Source organism: Sphingobacterium allocomposti (assembly GCF_008124885.1).
Lineage (GTDB): Bacteria > Bacteroidota > Bacteroidia > Sphingobacteriales > Sphingobacteriaceae > Sphingobacterium > Sphingobacterium allocomposti.
In genome coordinates this window covers 35,273-52,304 of the sequence record NZ_VNHX01000014.1, presented here as the reverse complement: position 1 = coordinate 52,304, position 17,032 = coordinate 35,273, and the positions used below count along the sequence as shown (strand labels likewise).

The 17,032-nt window shown below is 45.6% G+C and carries 13 protein-coding genes; 7 read left to right on the top strand and 6 right to left on the bottom strand.

Annotated features, from left to right (window positions below; genetic code table 11):
- Nucleotides 1-369 precede the first annotated feature (369 nt).
- Nucleotides 370-1,896 (bottom strand): bifunctional phosphoribosylaminoimidazolecarboxamide formyltransferase/IMP cyclohydrolase, encoded by a 1,527-nt coding sequence (purH, locus tag BC792_RS11135; RefSeq protein WP_148909088.1) that lies wholly within the window; start codon nucleotides 1,894-1,896, stop codon nucleotides 370-372.
- A gap of 114 nt (nucleotides 1,897-2,010) precedes the next feature.
- On the opposite strand from purH, the gene BC792_RS11130 reads away from it, so the two are divergent.
- Nucleotides 2,011-3,186, top strand: a complete 1,176-nt coding sequence (locus tag BC792_RS11130; protein WP_148909087.1) for an esterase — start codon at nucleotides 2,011-2,013, stop codon at nucleotides 3,184-3,186.
- Between the two features lie 1,954 nt (nucleotides 3,187-5,140).
- Here BC792_RS11130 and purN read toward each other — a convergent pair.
- Nucleotides 5,141-5,716, bottom strand: coding sequence for a phosphoribosylglycinamide formyltransferase (gene purN, locus BC792_RS11125; protein WP_148909086.1), 576 nt, complete (start codon nucleotides 5,714-5,716; stop codon nucleotides 5,141-5,143).
- A 115-nt stretch (nucleotides 5,717-5,831) separates the two neighbouring features.
- Between purN and BC792_RS11120 the strand changes: the two genes are divergently transcribed.
- Nucleotides 5,832-6,305 (top strand): thioredoxin domain-containing protein, encoded by a 474-nt coding sequence (locus BC792_RS11120; protein ID WP_148909085.1) that lies wholly within the window; start codon nucleotides 5,832-5,834, stop codon nucleotides 6,303-6,305.
- A 40-nt stretch (nucleotides 6,306-6,345) separates the two neighbouring features.
- Here BC792_RS11120 and BC792_RS11115 read toward each other — a convergent pair whose 3' ends face one another.
- From BC792_RS11115 to BC792_RS11100, 4 genes are read right to left on the bottom strand one after another with little or no spacing between them, the layout of a single operon-like run.
- Nucleotides 6,346-7,782: a serine hydrolase domain-containing protein gene (locus tag BC792_RS11115; RefSeq protein WP_148909084.1), complete on the bottom strand. Its 1,437-nt coding sequence runs from the start codon at nucleotides 7,780-7,782 to the stop codon at nucleotides 6,346-6,348.
- A 25-nt stretch (nucleotides 7,783-7,807) separates the two neighbouring features.
- Complete coding sequence (locus BC792_RS11110; RefSeq protein ID WP_148909083.1) at nucleotides 7,808-8,545, bottom strand: LytR/AlgR family response regulator transcription factor; 738 nt, start codon at nucleotides 8,543-8,545, stop codon at nucleotides 7,808-7,810.
- Complete coding sequence (locus tag BC792_RS11105) at nucleotides 8,538-9,575, bottom strand: sensor histidine kinase (protein ID WP_148909082.1); 1,038 nt, start codon at nucleotides 9,573-9,575, stop codon at nucleotides 8,538-8,540. Before BC792_RS11105 ends, BC792_RS11110 begins: the two co-directional genes overlap by 8 nt.
- An 8-nt stretch (nucleotides 9,576-9,583) precedes the next feature.
- Nucleotides 9,584-10,441, bottom strand: coding sequence for a LiaF transmembrane domain-containing protein (locus BC792_RS11100; RefSeq protein ID WP_148909081.1), 858 nt, complete (start codon nucleotides 10,439-10,441; stop codon nucleotides 9,584-9,586).
- A 275-nt stretch (nucleotides 10,442-10,716) separates the two neighbouring features.
- Here BC792_RS11100 and BC792_RS11095 point away from each other — a divergent pair, with 275 nt between their 5' ends.
- The 5 genes from BC792_RS11095 (at nucleotide 10,717) to rseP (ending at nucleotide 16,945) form a co-directional block, all read left to right on the top strand.
- Nucleotides 10,717-11,052 carry a DUF3276 family protein gene (locus tag BC792_RS11095; RefSeq protein WP_148909080.1) on the top strand — a complete coding sequence of 112 codons (336 nt, stop codon included), beginning with the start codon at nucleotides 10,717-10,719 and terminating at the stop codon, nucleotides 11,050-11,052.
- A gap of 184 nt (nucleotides 11,053-11,236) precedes the next feature.
- Nucleotides 11,237-13,357 carry a S9 family peptidase gene (locus BC792_RS11090; protein ID WP_148909079.1) on the top strand — a complete coding sequence of 707 codons (2,121 nt, stop codon included), beginning with the start codon at nucleotides 11,237-11,239 and terminating at the stop codon, nucleotides 13,355-13,357.
- A 242-nt stretch (nucleotides 13,358-13,599) separates the two neighbouring features.
- Nucleotides 13,600-14,391 carry a beta-carotene 15,15'-monooxygenase gene (locus BC792_RS11085; protein ID WP_148909078.1) on the top strand — a complete coding sequence of 264 codons (792 nt, stop codon included), beginning with the start codon at nucleotides 13,600-13,602 and terminating at the stop codon, nucleotides 14,389-14,391.
- Nucleotides 14,392-14,398: 7 nt separating this feature from the next.
- Nucleotides 14,399-15,553 carry a 1-deoxy-D-xylulose-5-phosphate reductoisomerase gene (locus tag BC792_RS11080; protein WP_148909077.1) on the top strand — a complete coding sequence of 385 codons (1,155 nt, stop codon included), beginning with the start codon at nucleotides 14,399-14,401 and terminating at the stop codon, nucleotides 15,551-15,553.
- Between the two features lie 72 nt (nucleotides 15,554-15,625).
- The gene (gene rseP, locus BC792_RS11075) at nucleotides 15,626-16,945 is read left to right on the top strand and encodes an RIP metalloprotease RseP (RefSeq protein WP_148909076.1); all 1,320 of its coding nucleotides are present in this window, start codon (nucleotides 15,626-15,628) and stop codon (nucleotides 16,943-16,945) included.
- Nucleotides 16,946-17,032 lie beyond the last annotated feature (87 nt).

Sequence of the window (17,032 nt, the reverse complement as noted above, 5' to 3'; positions counted from 1 at the left end):
TTAGAGCGTTAATCGCAGGATGGGGGGCAAAGAAGTTGGGGCTTGGTTGCTTTGGGACAATTGTTGTGTTTATTATAATCTATTGGCTCCTCGGATTTTTATAGAACCTCCGGCGTAATGGCCTTTCTTTTATTGTCTTAAATTAGCTTCCGCGTTAGCTTATAAACTGCTGGGAAGTGTCTTTCTTTGCATCCTTATATCGTGGATATCAGGTAGTTAGGAGGGGTCTTTCGTTTTTTTAGTACCTAACGCGTAATCTGGTTAAAAGGTCATTACGAGGAGAAACGACGAACCTCCTTCGCAATGACCTATTTATGTTTTCATTTTTTCACCCATTGCTTCTTTGAACAGCGGCGGTGAAGGTGGTAATTAATGCTTAAAGTGTCTTACACCGGTTATCACCATAGCAACTCCTTTTTCATTGGCCATATCGATCGATAGCTGATCTTTAATGGATCCGCCCGGTTGTAGGACGGCTGCCACCCCTGCATCGCCTGCGATCTCTACACAGTCGGGGAAAGGGAAGAACGCATCGGAAGCCATGACGCTGCCTTTTACTTCAAAGCCGAAGGACTGAGCCTTTTCTATGGCCTGCTTCAAGGCGTCGACACGCGAGGTCTGTCCTACGCCTGAGGCAACCAACGTGCGGTCTTTGGCAAAAACGATTGTATTGGATTTGGTGTGTTTAACGATTTTGTTGGCAAAATGGAGATCCTGTAATTGTTCGTCTGTAGGTTGAACCGACGTTACTGCTTTCATCTCGGACGGCCCTTCTACTGTGTTGTCTTTCTCCTGAAGAATAACGCCGTTGAGTAACGTCTTGAACTGTTCTGCAGGCAGCGCTACATTTTTACGCTCCAGAATGATGCGGTTTTTCTTTGCCGTTAGCACCGACAAAGCTTCGGCTGTATAAGAAGGAGCTATCAGTACTTCGAAGAATAAGTTATTGATTTCTTCGGCAGTTTCCTGATCAATCTCTCCGTTTGTAATGAGAACCCCGCCGAAAGCTGACACCGGATCGCATGCCAAAGCGTCGAGCCATGCTTGCTTCACGGTTGGACGAGAGGCTACTCCGCACGCATTGGTGTGTTTCAAGATCGCAAATGTCGGTTCAGTAAATTCGTCAATGATCGCCACTGCCGCGTCTACGTCCACCAGATTGTTATACGAAAGCTCTTTTCCGTTTAGCTTGTTAAACATGGCGTCTAAGTCTCCGAAGAAGACACCCTTTTGATGTGGATTTTCTCCGTAACGTAATGTTTTGGACTGCTGTACAGACTGCTTAAAAACAGGTAATGGATTCTCTTGGTTGAAATAGTTGAAAATAGCGGTGTCGTAATGCGACGACGTATTGAAAGCTCTTTTGGCAAACTCTTTCCGTTGTTCCAATGTTGTCTGCCCCTCTTGATCGGCTAAGATCTTCGCCAGCTCTTCGTAGTCGTTCTTCGAAGAGATAATAACGACATCGTTAAAATTTTTAGCTGCAGCGCGAATTAACGAAATGCCGCCGATATCAATTTTTTCTATGATGTCCTGCTCGGCGGCGCCGGATGCAACAGTCTCCTCGAAAGGATATAAATCGACTATAACCAGATCGATCTCCGGTATATCATATTGACTAAGTTGTTGCTGATCACTTTGCAATGGTCGTCGGGCCAGGATACCGCCAAAAACTTTAGGGTGCAGCGTTTTAACGCGACCACCTAGAATCGATGGGTAGCTTGTGAGATCCTCTACCGGGATGACATCAATTCCTTGCTCGCGAATAAAAGCCTCTGTTCCACCTGTAGAATAGAAATTTACTCCGTATTTGTTTAAAAGTTGAATAAGCGGGGCTAAGTTGTCTTTGTAGTATACCGACACCAAAGCATTTTTGATCTTAACAGGATGATTCATTGTAATATGTTTGGAGCCGCAAAGATACGAATATTGATTTAAATCTGCTGATTTTTTCCATTTTTACCCGTTTACTTCTGATTTTCCTTAACTTTAAGCAAAACAACGCGTCCTATGTATAAATCTAAGCTTCTTCTATTACTGCTATCGGGGTGTATCTGCTCCTGTTTGTTTGGTCAGGAAAATATCCGTTCCGGTGCAAAAGAACAGGTATTGTCTCCTGAAGTGCACCCAGACAATAGCGTTACCTTTCGGCTGGTGGCTCCTGACGCCACTCGTGTTTTTTTAAAAGGAAATTGGACGACTGAGAGTTCGTTCCCGGACGGAAAAATACCGATGGTTAAAAGCAATTCAATCTGGTCTTACACCGCATCGGGCTTGCCATCGGATTTGTTTCTGTACAACGTGGAAATCGACGGCGTATTGGTCAATGACCCGTTGAATGTCTACCAGATCAGGGATGTCAACCGGACGTTTAACTATTTCATCACAAACGGAGAGCGGGCAGATCTATATAAGGTGCAGGAGGTTCCACATGGTACGGTGGCTAAGCGCTGGTATGATTCGCCGACTTTGGGAATGACAAGGCGGATGACTGTGTATACGCCTCCGGGGTATGAGGAAGGAAAAGAAAAATATCCGGTGCTCTACCTGTTGCATGGGATGGGCGGCGACGAGGAAGCGTGGCCTACGTTGGGGAGGGCTGCGCAGATATTGGATAATATGATTGCGCGGGGGCAAGTTAAACCGATGATTGTTGTGATGCCCAACGGGCATGTTTCGAATACTGCCGCACCGGGAGAGTCGTCTAAAGGACTATATCCTATAGGGTTTGCTACGCCGGACGTAGGAACGGGAAAGATGGAAGAATCTTTTATAGATGTGGTGCGTTTTATCGAGGAAAATTACCGCGTCCAAGCTAAGAAGTCGTCGCGGGCTATTGCCGGGCTGTCCATGGGTGGTTCGCACACGCTATTTACCTCTGCTTTTCTCCCGGATTACTTTGACTATATAGGGCTCTTTTCTGCAGCCTTTCGAATGAATGATAAGGCACAAAGTCCCGTTTTCTCGGACTTCGACCACCGCCTTACTAAACAAAAAGAGAACGGCTATAGATTGTACTGGATCGGCATGGGGAAGGATGATTTTCTGTACGAAACCGGACAACAGTTCCGAAAAAAATTGGAGGAGCACGGAATGATGTACCATTACCACGAGAGCGAAGGTGGACATACGTGGTCCAACTGGCGTACCTATCTGACCTTATTTCTGCCGAAGCTGTTTCAGTAAAGAAGTTAGAGGTGAGATATGAGATATGAGATTTGAGTAGTGAGAATAGTTAGATGGAGTTAGACGACGGTCGTTGCTATCAAAAACAACTTCACGGCTTATAGCCATTTGCTATTAGCCATCTGCCATTAGCTAGACATTAAAAGTCAGAAGTGAGAATAGTTAGATCGTCTTACGACTTTACAAATTAACGACTTCACCGCTACCCTATTCCACGGCAGCCTTGTGCGAGGGGAAAGGACCGGCATTGGTTCGACTGCGTCAGCGGGCCGCCATACTAGCCGTTAAGAACCGTTCCTTGTCTGAACGCAGTGAGTTTGGAACGGTTTAGGCTAGGATAAGGCCCGGTAGCATCAAGAACCTTGGCCGGAGGACCTTGTTTACTTGGGTCCTTCCAAGTAAAACCCCGCCCCGGGTTGAGGGGCTATAGAGATGTGAAGTTAGAGGTGAGATATGAGATATGAGTAGTGAGAATAGTTAGAGTAGTTAGTATCGTAGGCTTATGGCTGTCATTTGCCATCTGCCATCCGCTATTAGCCTTTCACTTCACGGCTTTAAATCTTTACGCTCTCACCGCTACCCTATTCCACGGCAGCCTTGTGCGTGGGGAAAGGACCGGCATTGGTTCGACTGCGTCAGCGGGCCGCCATACTAGCCGTTAAGAACCGATCCTTGTCTGAACGTAGTGAGTTTGGAACGGTTTAGGCTAGGATAAGGCACGGTAGCATCAAGAACCTTGGCCGGAGGACCTTGTTTACTTGGGTCCTTCCAAGTAAAACCCCGCCCCGGGTTGAGGGGCTATAGAGATGTGAAAGTTAGAAGTGAGATATGAGATTTGAGTAGTGAGAATAGTTAGATGGGTTAGACGACGGTCGTTGCTCTCAAAAACAACTTCACGGCTTATAGCCATTTGCTATTAGCCATCTGCCATTAGCTAGACATTAAAAGTCAGAAGTGAGAAGTCAGAATAGTTAGATCGTCTTACGACTTTACAAATTAACGACTTTACGATTCTCCCCCAATCGCGAATATATTCGACCCCGTCAGGGTCGTCTGATGGATGTCACATTTTTCTATAGAATATATGACCCCTACGGGGTCAATCTTTACGCCAAGAGCCACGGCTTTACATCATCACAAATCAACGACTTCACCGCTACCCTATTCCACGGCAGTCTTGTGCGTGGGGAAAGGACCGGCATTGGTTCGACTGCGTCAGCGGGCCGCCATACTAGCCGTTAAGAACCGATCCTTGTCTGAACGCAGTGAGTTTGGAACGGTTTAGGCTAGGATAAGGCCCGGTAGCATCAAGAACCTTGGCCGGAGGACCTTGTTTACTTGGGTCCTTCCAAGTAAAACCCCGCCCCGGGTTGAGGGGCTATAGAGATATGAGATGTGAGAAGTGAGATATGAGATTTGAGTAGTGAGAATAGTTAGATGGAGTTAGAGTAGTTAGTATCGTAGGCTTATGGCTGTCATTTGCCATCTGCCATCCGCTATTAGCCTTTCACTTCACGACTTCACAAATCAACGACTTTAGGGCTCATAGCCATCCGCTATTAGCCATGAGATCGCTTGGTCTCGCGATGGCGTAATTTCGGTTCATTGTAGGAGTTCGGGCCTTTACATCTTTACGAATTAACAACTTTACGGCTCATAGCCATCTGCTATTAGCCCCTCAATTTACGACTTTACAAATCAACGACTTTACGGCTTATAGCCATCTGCCATTAGCTAGACATTAAAAGTCAGAAGTGAGAATAGTTAGATCGTCTTACGACTTTACAAATTAACGACTTTACGATTCTCCCCCAATCGCGAATATATTCGACCCCGTCAGGGTCGTCTGATGGATGTCACATTTTTCTATGAATATATGCCCCCTTCAGGGTCAATCGTTGTGCTTCGGCGCCACAACCTACAAATCCACGACTTTACACCTTTACGACGTTCCTCAATTGTATTTTTTCAAAAGATTTTCGATGACTTTCGGAAAATACTGGTGCTCGAGCTGTTGGCCTTTGAATTTTAAGATCTCTAAAGTGTCTCCATTTTCTATCTTAAACTTCGCCTGATGGATGACTTCGCCTTCGTCGAATTTTTCGTTGACAAAATGAATTGTAATACCGTGTTCTTCTTCGCCCGCGGCTAAAACTGCCTGATGTACGCGGTCGCCGTACATCCCCTTGCCTCCAAATTTTGGGAGGAGGGCAGGGTGTATATTGATGATCTTATTAGGGAAAGCCTTTAACAGACGCTCGGGTACCAGCCACAAAAAGCCCGCGAGAACGACGAGATCAATTTCCAGCCGTTTTAATATGTCGACGATCTCATCAGATTCATAAAAAGTTTTACGATCAAAAACATGAGAGGGAATCTCGAAATTATCAGCACGTTGTAGAACGTAGGCTTCGGGGTTGTTACTTAAGACCAAGGCCACTTCTGCCAGACTGGAATACTTAAAATGTTCCATTATTTTCTGTGCATTTGAACCTGAGCCAGAAGCAAAGATAGCGATGCGTTTTTTCACAATGTCGAATCTTTTGTATTTAAATATTGATTTGTAGCCAAATATATGGTATTTTTCGGACATTTACGCGTTTCGTCTGGGCCCCCAGGAGCCTGCAGATGGTTAATTCAAAAATATGACAAAATACAGATTGGTGATGCTATTGTTTCTTCTAGGGCAATATGCTGTTGCACAGAAGGTGCCGGCGCAGTTGCCTAAGCTGTCTGGTATCCATCGGATAGACGATCCGAAGATCCTATTGGAGAGCTCGTTCCCGCGAGATGGCAAAATCATGCTGGTTTTCTATGATCCCGGATGCGGCCATTGTCAGGAACTTGGCGCCGGAGTTGCCCGTCAGGCCGATAAGCTGGGCAATATCGCCGTTTTTTTCATTACCATGAACGACAAGGAGTATGTAGAAGGGTACATTAACATGTTTGCGAAAGGGCTAAGGGGACGGAAAAATATCTCTTTCTGGAAGGATCCCGGGGTTGAGTTTATTGAAAAGTTCCATCCTTCCGACTACCCCGCAACTTATATCTATGATGCATCGACCCGAAAACTGGTTAAATCTTTCCAAGGTGAAAGTAATATTGGAAAAATATTGTAGCTCCCCGGGCTATAAGGGCCGAGGGAGGCGAGGGCCGATATTATTGCTGCGCAGATAACAACTTCCTGATGATTGCGACGCCGACAGGATTTACGCTTTCGGCTGCGTTCGATAAGACAATGACAGCTGTTTTTGTATCCGGTGATAATCCGATGAACGAGCTGCTTCCGCCTGTGCCGCCCGTATGGTGGAAATAGATAGTCCCGTCGAGCATGCTCATGTGCCATCCCAACCCTATGTCTGTATTATCGGGCGTGAAAAACGTAAATTGACGGGTAAGCGCCATGGCGTGCTGCAGGTCGTTTTGTGGCATTTTGAATTGCTCTACCGCAAATAGCATCAGGTCCTTGATATTAGATTTGAGCCCGCCAGCCCCTACCATGGATTGGAAATTCCATGATGGTGTCTCATTTCCTTGTTTATCGTAGACTTTCAGCAATACTTCTTTTTTCTTGGCATCGGGTTTATCTGTCGTGTGTACCATCTGTAATGGTGTCAGGATCGTCTCCCGTAGATACTGCATATACGGTTTCTTTGTAATGATGGCGATCAGCTCGCCAAGAAGACCGAATCCAAGATTACTGTAGACGTATTCTTCCCCGGGGGCACGTTCGGCTTTGTAATCTTTTAAAAAGGAGAAAAGGGCCTTCCGGTCGTAGGCGGCGTAGGGATCGCTTTCCGTAAAGCCGTGTACAGAACCTGCATTATCAGGTAACCGGGGGAGCCCGGAGGTGTGATTTGCCAAACTTTTGAAGGTGATGCCGGCCAAAGCTTCGTTGGCCCGGACCGAGTCTGGAAGAAACCTGGCGATTGAGTCGTCAAGCTGTATGATATTCCTCGTAACGAGGTCGGCCAGAAGCACAGCCGTAAATACTTTGGTGATTGAACCGATTTCATACAGAGAACTTTCCTGCGGTGCTGTTTGATTTCCTTTTTCCGTCTCGCCATAGAAGTAGGTGTTGTATTGATTCTTATGAAAAATACCTATGGATAGGGACTGTGTATTTGTCTTATCTACATAGCCATTGCCTAACGAGTCTATATAAGCGGTTAGCGGGGATACCTTATCTGCTGTATCTATTGCGCTGGGTTGCTCTTTTGGGATTTCTGCCTGCGGAGCGCGACTGAAGAGCAGTCCGTCGTAATGGTATGTGCTATCAATAGAGAGCGCGGCCTGGACGCGATTTTGCGGAAACTCGAGCAGGTAGGTGGCGGTCTGACCTTTGAAATCTATAACCTCCACGTTCTGTATTTTGCCGAGCTGATATAGGTTGTTCAGCACAAAAGCCAGCTGCTCAGGGCTTACCTCCGACTTAAACTTTTCGGACGCAAGACTATAGATAGAGTCGGTCATCTGGGTATTGATGAAAAACTCTATTTTATTGAAGACTGCACGGTTTGCCTGTTCGACCTTACTCTGACCAAAGCTGTTAAGGAAGGTCATCACAAAAAGCATAAGTAGTATATTGCGGCTCATGGCGCAAAATTACAGAAACAAATAGTTATAAGCCAATTATTTGTTTTAAACGGGCGTAGCCTGATTTGCTGATGTTGATTTTTTCTCCGGTTAGTAACGTCGCAATATAGCTTTCCTTTTCTAAAGGTTCGATTTTAGCCAGCTGGTCGACCTTCGCTATAAAAGAGCGATGGACTCTGACGAAATGTTTCGGGTCTAACTGCTTTTCAAAAGAACTCATCGTTTTATTTTTCAGAAACACGCCGTCTTTGGTGTGTATTTTTACGTAGTCATCGTACGCTTCCAAAAAGTTCACTTGCTGCACAGGTATAATTTTAATCTGCGAACCATTTTTAACGACTATACGTTCCAACGATTCTTCTTCCGAAATGCTATTGATCTTTTCCGTTATTTGTACGCTGTTCGCAGTACTATGCGTATTTCTGAACTTGTTTAGCGCCTGCTCAAAGCGGTCCTTATTGATGGGCTTCAAAAGGTAGTCTATTGCATTTTTCTCAAACGCTTTGATAGCAAACTCGTCAAAGGCTGTGGTAAAGATGACATTCGGCATGAAGTCGAGGATTTCCAGCATTTCGAACCCTGTAAGTTTAGGCATCTGAATGTCCAGAAATACGAGATCAGGCTGATATGCATGAATAGCTTTGGCCCCTTCGAATCCGTCACCACATTCCGCCACTATTTCTATATCTGTATGTTGTTTGAGGTATTCGATAATAATCATCCGTGCCAGCGGCTCGTCGTCGATAACAATTGTTTTAATCATATTGCGGAATTTTAATGGTGGATGTAAATATATTATCTTTCATCGAGGTCTCCAACAGATCCGTGCGGCTATACAGTAAAAAGAGACGCCTTTGTATACTGGTCAGGCCAAAACCGGTTCCTTTTTTCGTTTCGAATTGATCTGTGTCGAACGGGTTGGTGATGGTTATAGACAGCATGTGGTTGGAAAGGGTGATGTCGATGGTTATCTCCACATGCCCGATCACATTGTATAGCCCGAATTTAATGGCATTTTCCAATAAGGGTTGGACAATCATCGATGGGACTTTGCTCCGCTCAGCCTCTTCCTGCACGTGGAATATCGTAGTAAGACGATGTCCAAAGCGCACTTTTTCGATATCCAGATAAAGCTTCAGGTGCGCTATCTCGTCCATTAACGGGATCAGTTGCTTGTCGTCTTTTCTCATGGTTCCCCGCAAAAAGTCGGACAGCTGAAAGGTCATGTTTCGCGCTTCGTCAGGTTTCGTTCCGATCAGCGCAATGATAGAATTAAGGCTGTTAAACAAAAAGTGCGGTTGCAGCTGTTGCCGAAGATTGTAGAGTTCAGCATCGCGCAGTATCCGTTCGGACTCGTCCTTGCGCCTCTTATTCTCTTCATATTCTTCCTGTATGTTCCAGAAGATGTTGATGATGATCACGCAGAGAAGAAGCAAAAAGTTGATGATAAAACGGTAGGGCAATACTTCGTAAAAATGGGCTAAAGAGAAATCGTCAAAAAACTGATTGAGAAAAAATATCGATAACCCGACGCTCATGACCGTTAGCACCAAGCATATCAACGTAATTTTCAGGTACTGGTTTTTACGGGGTAAATAATATTGCAGCGTACTGTATATTAAATAGCAGCAGATCGTAATAGAAAGCGAGCCGATAATCGGTTCATAGGGCGTAACATGTTTGGGTCTGCAATCCCACCACAGAAGAAAATAGGAGATGAAAAAGTATAATATACAAATAGTCCACGTCGTAACGTGGATGAGGCGGTTTTTAGACGTAAGCTTAAAAATCATCTACAACTTTAGCTGTTTTTTATGGTGATATTCCCAAATATGGAGGTTCCTGTGATGTATAGCGACTTATTCTGATCAATGGTACTCGTTAAAATGACGCGTCGGTCGTCATTTTCACTTAGTATAGAGGAAACCGTTGTTACAATGACCCAATGTGGCGGGACGATGATTTTCGTGCTGCCGAATAGCTGGAACACGTCTAATGCGACAGGTTGCTGTATGTCTGCTTGAAGAAGGTTTATCTCCGTACTGCCGAAGACGTTTGTCATCGTGCCTCCGAGGAAGTTCTTGGAGAAGATGATTTTTTTGGCGTTGCCGAATATAGAATCTACCTTGATATAGTTTTCTCCTGCGTAGGAATAGCCTTTTTTGGCTCCCTCCTCATGGATAGGGGTGGCCGCCGTAGGCGGCTCCTCTGAAGGCCGGTCGGTATCAACGTCAACGCGCTTGTCCCAGTCGAACTCATCATCGTTCTTCGCAGGGGGCATAGGCGGGAGGGGAGGAGCCACGTGGCTACGGTTCCGCATAATGAGGTAAATACCTATGATGATCGCCGCTATAGGAACAATCACGCGGCCGAAGGATAAGTTCATTAAGTCTTTAAGCAGAAAAAGACTACCAACGCAGATGAGGATGATGGACGACTTCTTTTCGAAACGCGAATTGACACCGATTACCAATCCGATAATGATGAGGATCATCTCCCACCCGAATATCCAACGTGGAAACCATATGCCGAGGTTCAAATTCTTTAACAGAAGAGCTAAACCAAGGAATACGATGATCGCTCCGACAATATTTGCGCTTTTGTTGTTGCGCGGAGGAATCGGCGGCGGTGTTGTGTTATAATCTCTTTCTCTTTCCATTACAGTATGTGTGTTTTGTTGTTGATTCAAAAGTAAAGTATTACTTGGGAATCATTTAGCCAAAATAGGTAATACGGGGCACTTTTTCGGTAAATCCCCTCTTTTTTTCGGTGAAAGTTCTCCGCCCCGGACGGCTTCTGCGAACTTCATATAAAGATTATCTCAAACAAGAGAAAAAAAATAACATTTTTTTCTTATAAAATTTGGATGATTGAAATTAAATATTATATATTTATAACTGTAAAAGGATTAAAACTTAAATACTTGCAATACTAATGGGAGATTTTGAAAACAAAGAGCGTGAAGAAGTATTTTCAAAAAAGGTGAGAGCGGGAAAACGTACTTATTTTTTTGATGTAAAAGCGACTCGTTCCAACGATTATTACGTGACCATCACAGAAAGTAAAAAGCGCTTTGAAGATGGCCAGTTTATCAAACATAAGATTTTCTTGTACAAAGAAGATTTTGAGAAGTTTGCTGAAGGTTTGACAGAGGTTGTTGACTATATCAAAGCCAACCAGGAAGTTATTGAAAAGCGCTACGAGCCAAATCCGGAAGACGCTGCATACGAGAGCAACGAATACGCGCAAAAAGACGACTATTCTTTTTAACGCCGATTCAGAAGATATAATAAGCCACTGCCAAGTGGCTTTTTTTATAGCCAAAACTTGCGACCATCCGGAATACCGACGATGAGCCTGTGTTGTGTTATTCCTGGTTCTTTAAAATGTTACAGCCGATATATGTCATACTGATTGATTATTGTTAATTTCGTGGTTTCACCAAGAGAATAATATGAGAAAAACGCTGACGAGTTTATCAATGAGCGTCCTTTTTATTACGCAGCTGGCAGCGCAGAAAAAGGAGCTTAGCTTTGCACAAGCATGGGGGCAGGAGTTCTCCGTGACCAGACCAATTAACCAATATACCGGATGGGTAGATAACAACCACTTCATCGAAAAGGACAAGGATGATGGAAAGCTCTATCAGGTACACGTGAAGACCGGAAAAAGAAGCCCGTATACACCGCCTCCTACGTCGGATGTATCGGTGTCGGTAAAGGACAACGATATCTATATACAGTACGGCAACCAAGAGCCCAAGCGGCTGACAAATTCGCCTGAGGTTGCTGAAAAGAATCCGACTCTTTCTCCTGATGGCAATTTTGTCGCTTTCACCCGCGACCATGACCTCTATAGCGTAGAGGTTAACAGCGGAAAGGAGATCCGTTACACAAGCGACGCTACAGATGTGATTTATAACGGCTGGTCGTCCTGGGTATACTATGAAGAGATATTGGGTAGGTCGACAAACTACAAAGCTTTTTGGTGGTCGCCTGACAGCAAAAGAATAGCGTTTATGCGTTTTGACGATACGCAGGTGCCCATGTTCCCTATCTATGTGTCGAAAGGGCAGCATGGATATCTTGAAGAGACACGATACCCGAAAGCGGGCGATCCGAATCCAGAGGTGCGCATCGGCTTTGTGGAGGTCGAGGGTGGTCCGGTTGTCTGGGCCGACTTTGATCCCAAAGATGACCAATATTTCGGTCAGCCGTACTGGAGCTTTGATAGCCGGTCGATTATGGTACAATGGATGAATAGAGACCAGACTAATCTGAAGTTTTACGGCGTTAATCCCGTGGACGGAAAGAAAAAGGAGATTTACGCCGAACAGCAGGAAAGCTGGATTAACCTCGACCACGATGAACGCATAACCTATTTAAAAGATAACAAGCATTACATCCTAAAATCGGATCGTACAGGATGGGCCCATTATTATCTGTACACGTTAGATGGCAAGCTGGTTAATCCGTTGACCGCAGGAGAGTGGCAGGTGACTTCGTTAAAATTGGTAGACGAGAAAAAGAAAATCATATATTTTACCGCCCGGAAGGAAAATTCGGCTACGATAGATCTGTACAGCGTGCGTTATGACGGGAAGAACCTGAAACGGTTGACCTTTGGCGACTATACGCATCAGGTGTCGGTGTCCCCGGACGGACAGTATTTTATTACCAATTATTCGAACGTGACCACGCCGAACAAAGTCGCTTTAGTAGATAACAGTGGGAAAATCGTGAAAGAGCTGGCAGATAGCCGATCGTCCGACTTTGACAGTTATAACATAGGAAAGACGGTATATTTTACGATAAAGTCTGACGACGGAAAATTTGACCTTCCTATGGTCATTACCTATCCTGTCGATTTCGACGAATCAAAGAGCTATCCGGTTATTATGAGCATTTACGGTGGTCCTGACGCGGGAACTGTCCGGAACACCTGGAAGGGGACGGCAAACCAGTACTGGGCAAAAGAAGGGATCATCCAGGTGAGCTGTGATCACCGGGCTTCCGGACACTACGGAAAGCAAGGGGTAGCCTGGATGCATAGAAACCTGGGTAAATGGGAGATGATCGATTATATCACTGTTGCAAAGTGGCTGAAAGGTAAGCCGTGGGTAAAAAAAGATAAACTGCTCATTACCGGGCATAGTTACGGAGGATATATGACGTGCCTGGCATTAACGAAAGGCGCGGATTACTTCGACTATGGCATCGCCGGCGCGCCGGTGACAAGCTGGGAACTCTACGATACCCATTACACCGAAAGGTGGATGGATACCCCTCAGGATAACGCTGAAGGCTACAAAGCCGGATCTGTCTTAACGTATGTAGATAATTACAAAGGGGGCTTACGCATTATGCATGGCGACCTGGACGACAACGTGCATTTACAGAATACCATGCAGCTGGTCGATGCACTGACGGATAAAGCGGTTCCATTTGAGTTGATGATATATCCGGGCAGCCGGCATGGATTTGCGCGTTCGAAATCGGCTTACGATTTTCGGGAGCGGGCACGCTTTTACTATCAATATCTGCTTGAAAAGCCGCTTCCTTCGGCCTTCAAATAGATATCTCTGACGAAGTGCACAAAACAGCACGGGGAGGAACGGGTATCGTCACTGTCCGTGCTGTTTCTGTTGATATATGACCCGATGGGGGCAATCCTCGTGCTTACGATGCTACGCCTTACCCTACCAAACCTACCGCTTCACGACTTTACGTCCTCACGGATCACTCCTGATAGTTTTTTTATATTATGGTATTCGTGAATACGCAGCATTTTATTAGGTTTGCATAATTATTTTTCAGCATGTTACAATATTTAAAAGAGAGCACGTTCAGGGCAAATGATGTATTTTTGCGCGCGATAATGGTTTTGAAACACCATTACTTCTCCGTTGCCGGACTATGCTTTTTGCTGTTTGTTACCTCGAACCTTTCATCTTACCTGGCCTTCACGCTTGAAGACTCCAATGCTTATGTTTTCAAGGGAATGCTCTGTTTTGTTTTCCTGACCCTGTTTTTCGGTACGCAGCTGGTTCTGATCAAGAGAGCGCTGTTGCTTGCGCGTGGGGTCGAACATGCAGACTTTAAAGACTATATTCCCACCGCAAAGCAGTTTTTTAATTTCTTGCTGGGGTTTGTACTTTATTCATTCTTAGTGGGAATTGTCTATTTGCTATCGTCCGTTGTCAGTTTTCCGCTGCTTTATCTCGGGGCAGATGTGGAGACTATCAGTATGGAGGTTAATCCGTTCCTTACCGGGTTGATCATGATGATCGTTCTCCTAAGAATCACGTTTTTTCCCTATTTTATTGTAGACAAACGATACAGTTTGTTGCGCTCGTGCCGCCTGAGCGTGGCCCTTACAAAGGGTAATGTGACGAGCTTGCTGCTGCTGCTCCTTGGAATCGGCCTGGCGTATATCTTTCAGGTGTCGTTCGAATACCTCGGGTACTTTATTATTGCAAAGGTTTTCAGCGCGATTAATACTTTTGTTATTATCCCGCTGGTTAGTTTGGTGATGGCGGTGGCCTATCACGATATGATGAAGGATTATAAGGGTGGGGATGATCCGGAGTTATTAAAAAACATAATATAAGACCATTTTGAAGAAAAGAAATATAGCCATCTTAGGTTCGACCGGCAGTATTGGAACGCAGGCTTTAGACGTCGTACGGGCATTTCCAGAGCTATTGGAGGTCTCGGTACTAACCGCGTCCGCAAATCATGAGGCTTTGATAGCACAGGCGCGCGAGTTTAAGCCTAATGCGGTCGTCATTGTTCAGGAAGAAAGCTATCTGTTGGTGAAGCAGGCACTGGCTGACCTCGAAATAGTGGTTTATGCCGGTCGTAACGCATTGGAAGAGGTGGTGGAGCGGGAGGAAATAGATATGGTGCTGAACGCTATTGTTGGATCCGCGGGGCTCCGCCCAACGGTGCGGGCCATCGAATACGGCAAGGACGTCGCTTTGGCAAATAAAGAGACCCTCGTTGTAGCTGGGGCATTGATCATGGAGTTAGTACGGAAAAAACAGGTCAGTATGTGGCCGGTAGATTCCGAACATTCCGCTATCTTTCAGTGTCTCGTCGGGGAATCTGCCAACCGTATAGAGAAGATCTACCTGACGGCTTCGGGCGGCCCCTTTCGGGGTAAGGACAGCCGGTTTCTCTCGACTGTGACAAAGCAACAGGCGCTGAAACACCCCAATTGGGTAATGGGCGCAAAGATAACCATTGATTCGGCGACGTTGATGAATAAAGGGCTGGAAGTTATTGAAGCGAAGTGGCTCTTTGATCTGGACGTCGAACAGATAGACGTCATCGTACACCCACAGTCTATTGTACATTCGATCGTTCAATTTGAGGATGGATCAATGAAAGCGCAGATGGGGCTTCCCGACATGAAATTGCCGATTCAATATGCGCTGACCTACCCGCAACGCCGGCCGAATTCATTCGAACGGTTCAATTTCATGGATTACGGCTCCTTAACGTTTGAACCCGCTGATTCCAATACTTTTCGTAACTTGGAGCTCGCGTATCAATCTATACGGGAAGGTGGGGATAGACCTTGTGTGCTGAATGCTGCAAACGAAGTGGCGGTAGCGGCATTTCTGGCGGAAAAGGTGTCTTTTCTAGGGATGAGTGATCTCATAGAGGCGACAATGTGTCAGCAAAGGAAGGTGGAACAGCCGACAATGGACGATCTGCTGGCCATTGACGAGGAAACGAGAATCGTGGCACGAAGTTTAATCAGGTAGAATAGCGTAAACTTGGATAATTAAATAAGGCATACAATGTATGGTGTATAGCCTATAACTTATGACTAATTAATGGGAACATTTGTGATGATCGGACAGGTGATTTTAGGCCTGTCAATATTGATTATATTACATGAGCTGGGACACTTCCTGGCGGCTAGAGCTTTTGGTATTAAAGTAGAAAAGTTTTATCTGTTTTTCGATGCCTGGGGAGTAAAGCTCTTTAAGTTTACTTATAAAGATTGTGAGTATGGTATAGGATGGCTTCCATTGGGCGGCTATGTCAAAATCGCGGGGATGATAGACGAGTCGATGGATACCGAGCAGCTCAAACAGGAGCCCCAGCCATGGGAGTTCCGCTCGAAGCCGGCGTGGCAGCGGCTGATTGTCATGCTGGGCGGGATCATTGTAAACGTGATCGTCGGAATTCTCGTTTTTTGGATGCTGACATTTCGGTACGGGGAGACGGATATTGATAATATGAAGTTGCAGCATGGGGTCGTTCCGGGGATTATCGGTAAAGACGTAGGTATACAGGTCGGCGATAAGATTCTTGCGATTAACGGCCGGCCTGCGCACAACTTCTATGCAGATGTTCTAAGCTCGGAGGTGCTGATGGGGGATGCCGTATTGACAATCGAAAGGAACAACGCGACGCAGGAGCTAAGGCTTCCTGCCGACATTCTAAATGCTGTCGCCGAACATAAAAAGAATGAATTTGTGCGGCCGCGCGAGAAATTGGCAAGTATACAAACCGTAACGAAGGGTTCGACCGCAGAGCGGATGAAGCTTGCCGTAGGGGACAGTATTGTCGCTGTAAACGGCCGGCCCACCATATTCTTGGATCAGTTCACAAATGAACTGAAAAATAGCGTGAGCAAGACGGCTTCGATAACGGTCATCCGGAACGGACAGTCCATGGACTTCAGCGGCACAATTGATTCTACCGCGACGATTGGTATCTCGTTGGCGGTGGTGGATCTGCCCATAACGACGAAACACTTTGGTTTCTGGGAGGCCCTTCCTATCGGGACGACCAAAGCGGTGTCCGTAGTTACCGACAACATTAGAGGGTTCGGAAAGATTTTCAAAGGGGATGTCCGCGCCGATAAAGCTTTGTCCGGGCCTGTAGGAATCGCCAAAATGTTCGGTACGGAAGTAAACTGGGTTAAATTCTGGAGTTTGGTCGGAATGCTTTCCATGGCGTTGGCGTTCATGAACCTGCTTCCTATTCCTGCATTGGATGGTGGCCACGTCATCTTCCTGCTGGTCGAGATGATTCAAGGGAAGCCTTTAAGCGACAATTTCCTCGAGAAGGCCCAGATGGTCGGATTTTTTATCTTGATCGCGCTCATGTTGTTTACGTTGGGGAACGATATTATAAAATGGTAATTGGCTTATAGCAGATGGCAGATAGCTTATGGCTTATAGCTTATAGCTTATAGCAGATGGCAAATAGCTTATGGCAGATAGCGTGCA

Excerpts from the sequence above, each read along its gene's own strand:
- BC792_RS11115 (WP_148909084.1), bottom strand. The coding sequence starts at position 7,782 with ATGAGCCGCAATATACTACTTATGCTTTTTGTGATGACCTTCCTTAAC.
- BC792_RS11095 (WP_148909080.1), top strand. The coding sequence starts at position 10,717 with ATGGGAGATTTTGAAAACAAAGAGCGTGAAGAAGTATTTTCAAAAAAG.
- BC792_RS11120 (WP_148909085.1), top strand. The coding sequence starts at position 5,832 with ATGACAAAATACAGATTGGTGATGCTATTGTTTCTTCTAGGGCAATAT.
- BC792_RS11105 (WP_148909082.1), bottom strand. The coding sequence starts at position 9,575 with ATGATTTTTAAGCTTACGTCTAAAAACCGCCTCATCCACGTTACGACG.
- BC792_RS11130 (WP_148909087.1), top strand. The coding sequence starts at position 2,011 with ATGTATAAATCTAAGCTTCTTCTATTACTGCTATCGGGGTGTATCTGC.
- BC792_RS11110 (WP_148909083.1), bottom strand. The coding sequence starts at position 8,545 with ATGATTAAAACAATTGTTATCGACGACGAGCCGCTGGCACGGATGATT.
- purH (WP_148909088.1), bottom strand. The coding sequence starts at position 1,896 with ATGAATCATCCTGTTAAGATCAAAAATGCTTTGGTGTCGGTATACTAC.
- rseP (WP_148909076.1), top strand. The coding sequence starts at position 15,626 with ATGGGAACATTTGTGATGATCGGACAGGTGATTTTAGGCCTGTCAATA.
- BC792_RS11090 (WP_148909079.1), top strand. The coding sequence starts at position 11,237 with ATGAGAAAAACGCTGACGAGTTTATCAATGAGCGTCCTTTTTATTACG.
- BC792_RS11100 (WP_148909081.1), bottom strand. The coding sequence starts at position 10,441 with ATGGAAAGAGAAAGAGATTATAACACAACACCGCCGCCGATTCCTCCG.
- BC792_RS11085 (WP_148909078.1), top strand. The coding sequence starts at position 13,600 with ATGTTACAATATTTAAAAGAGAGCACGTTCAGGGCAAATGATGTATTT.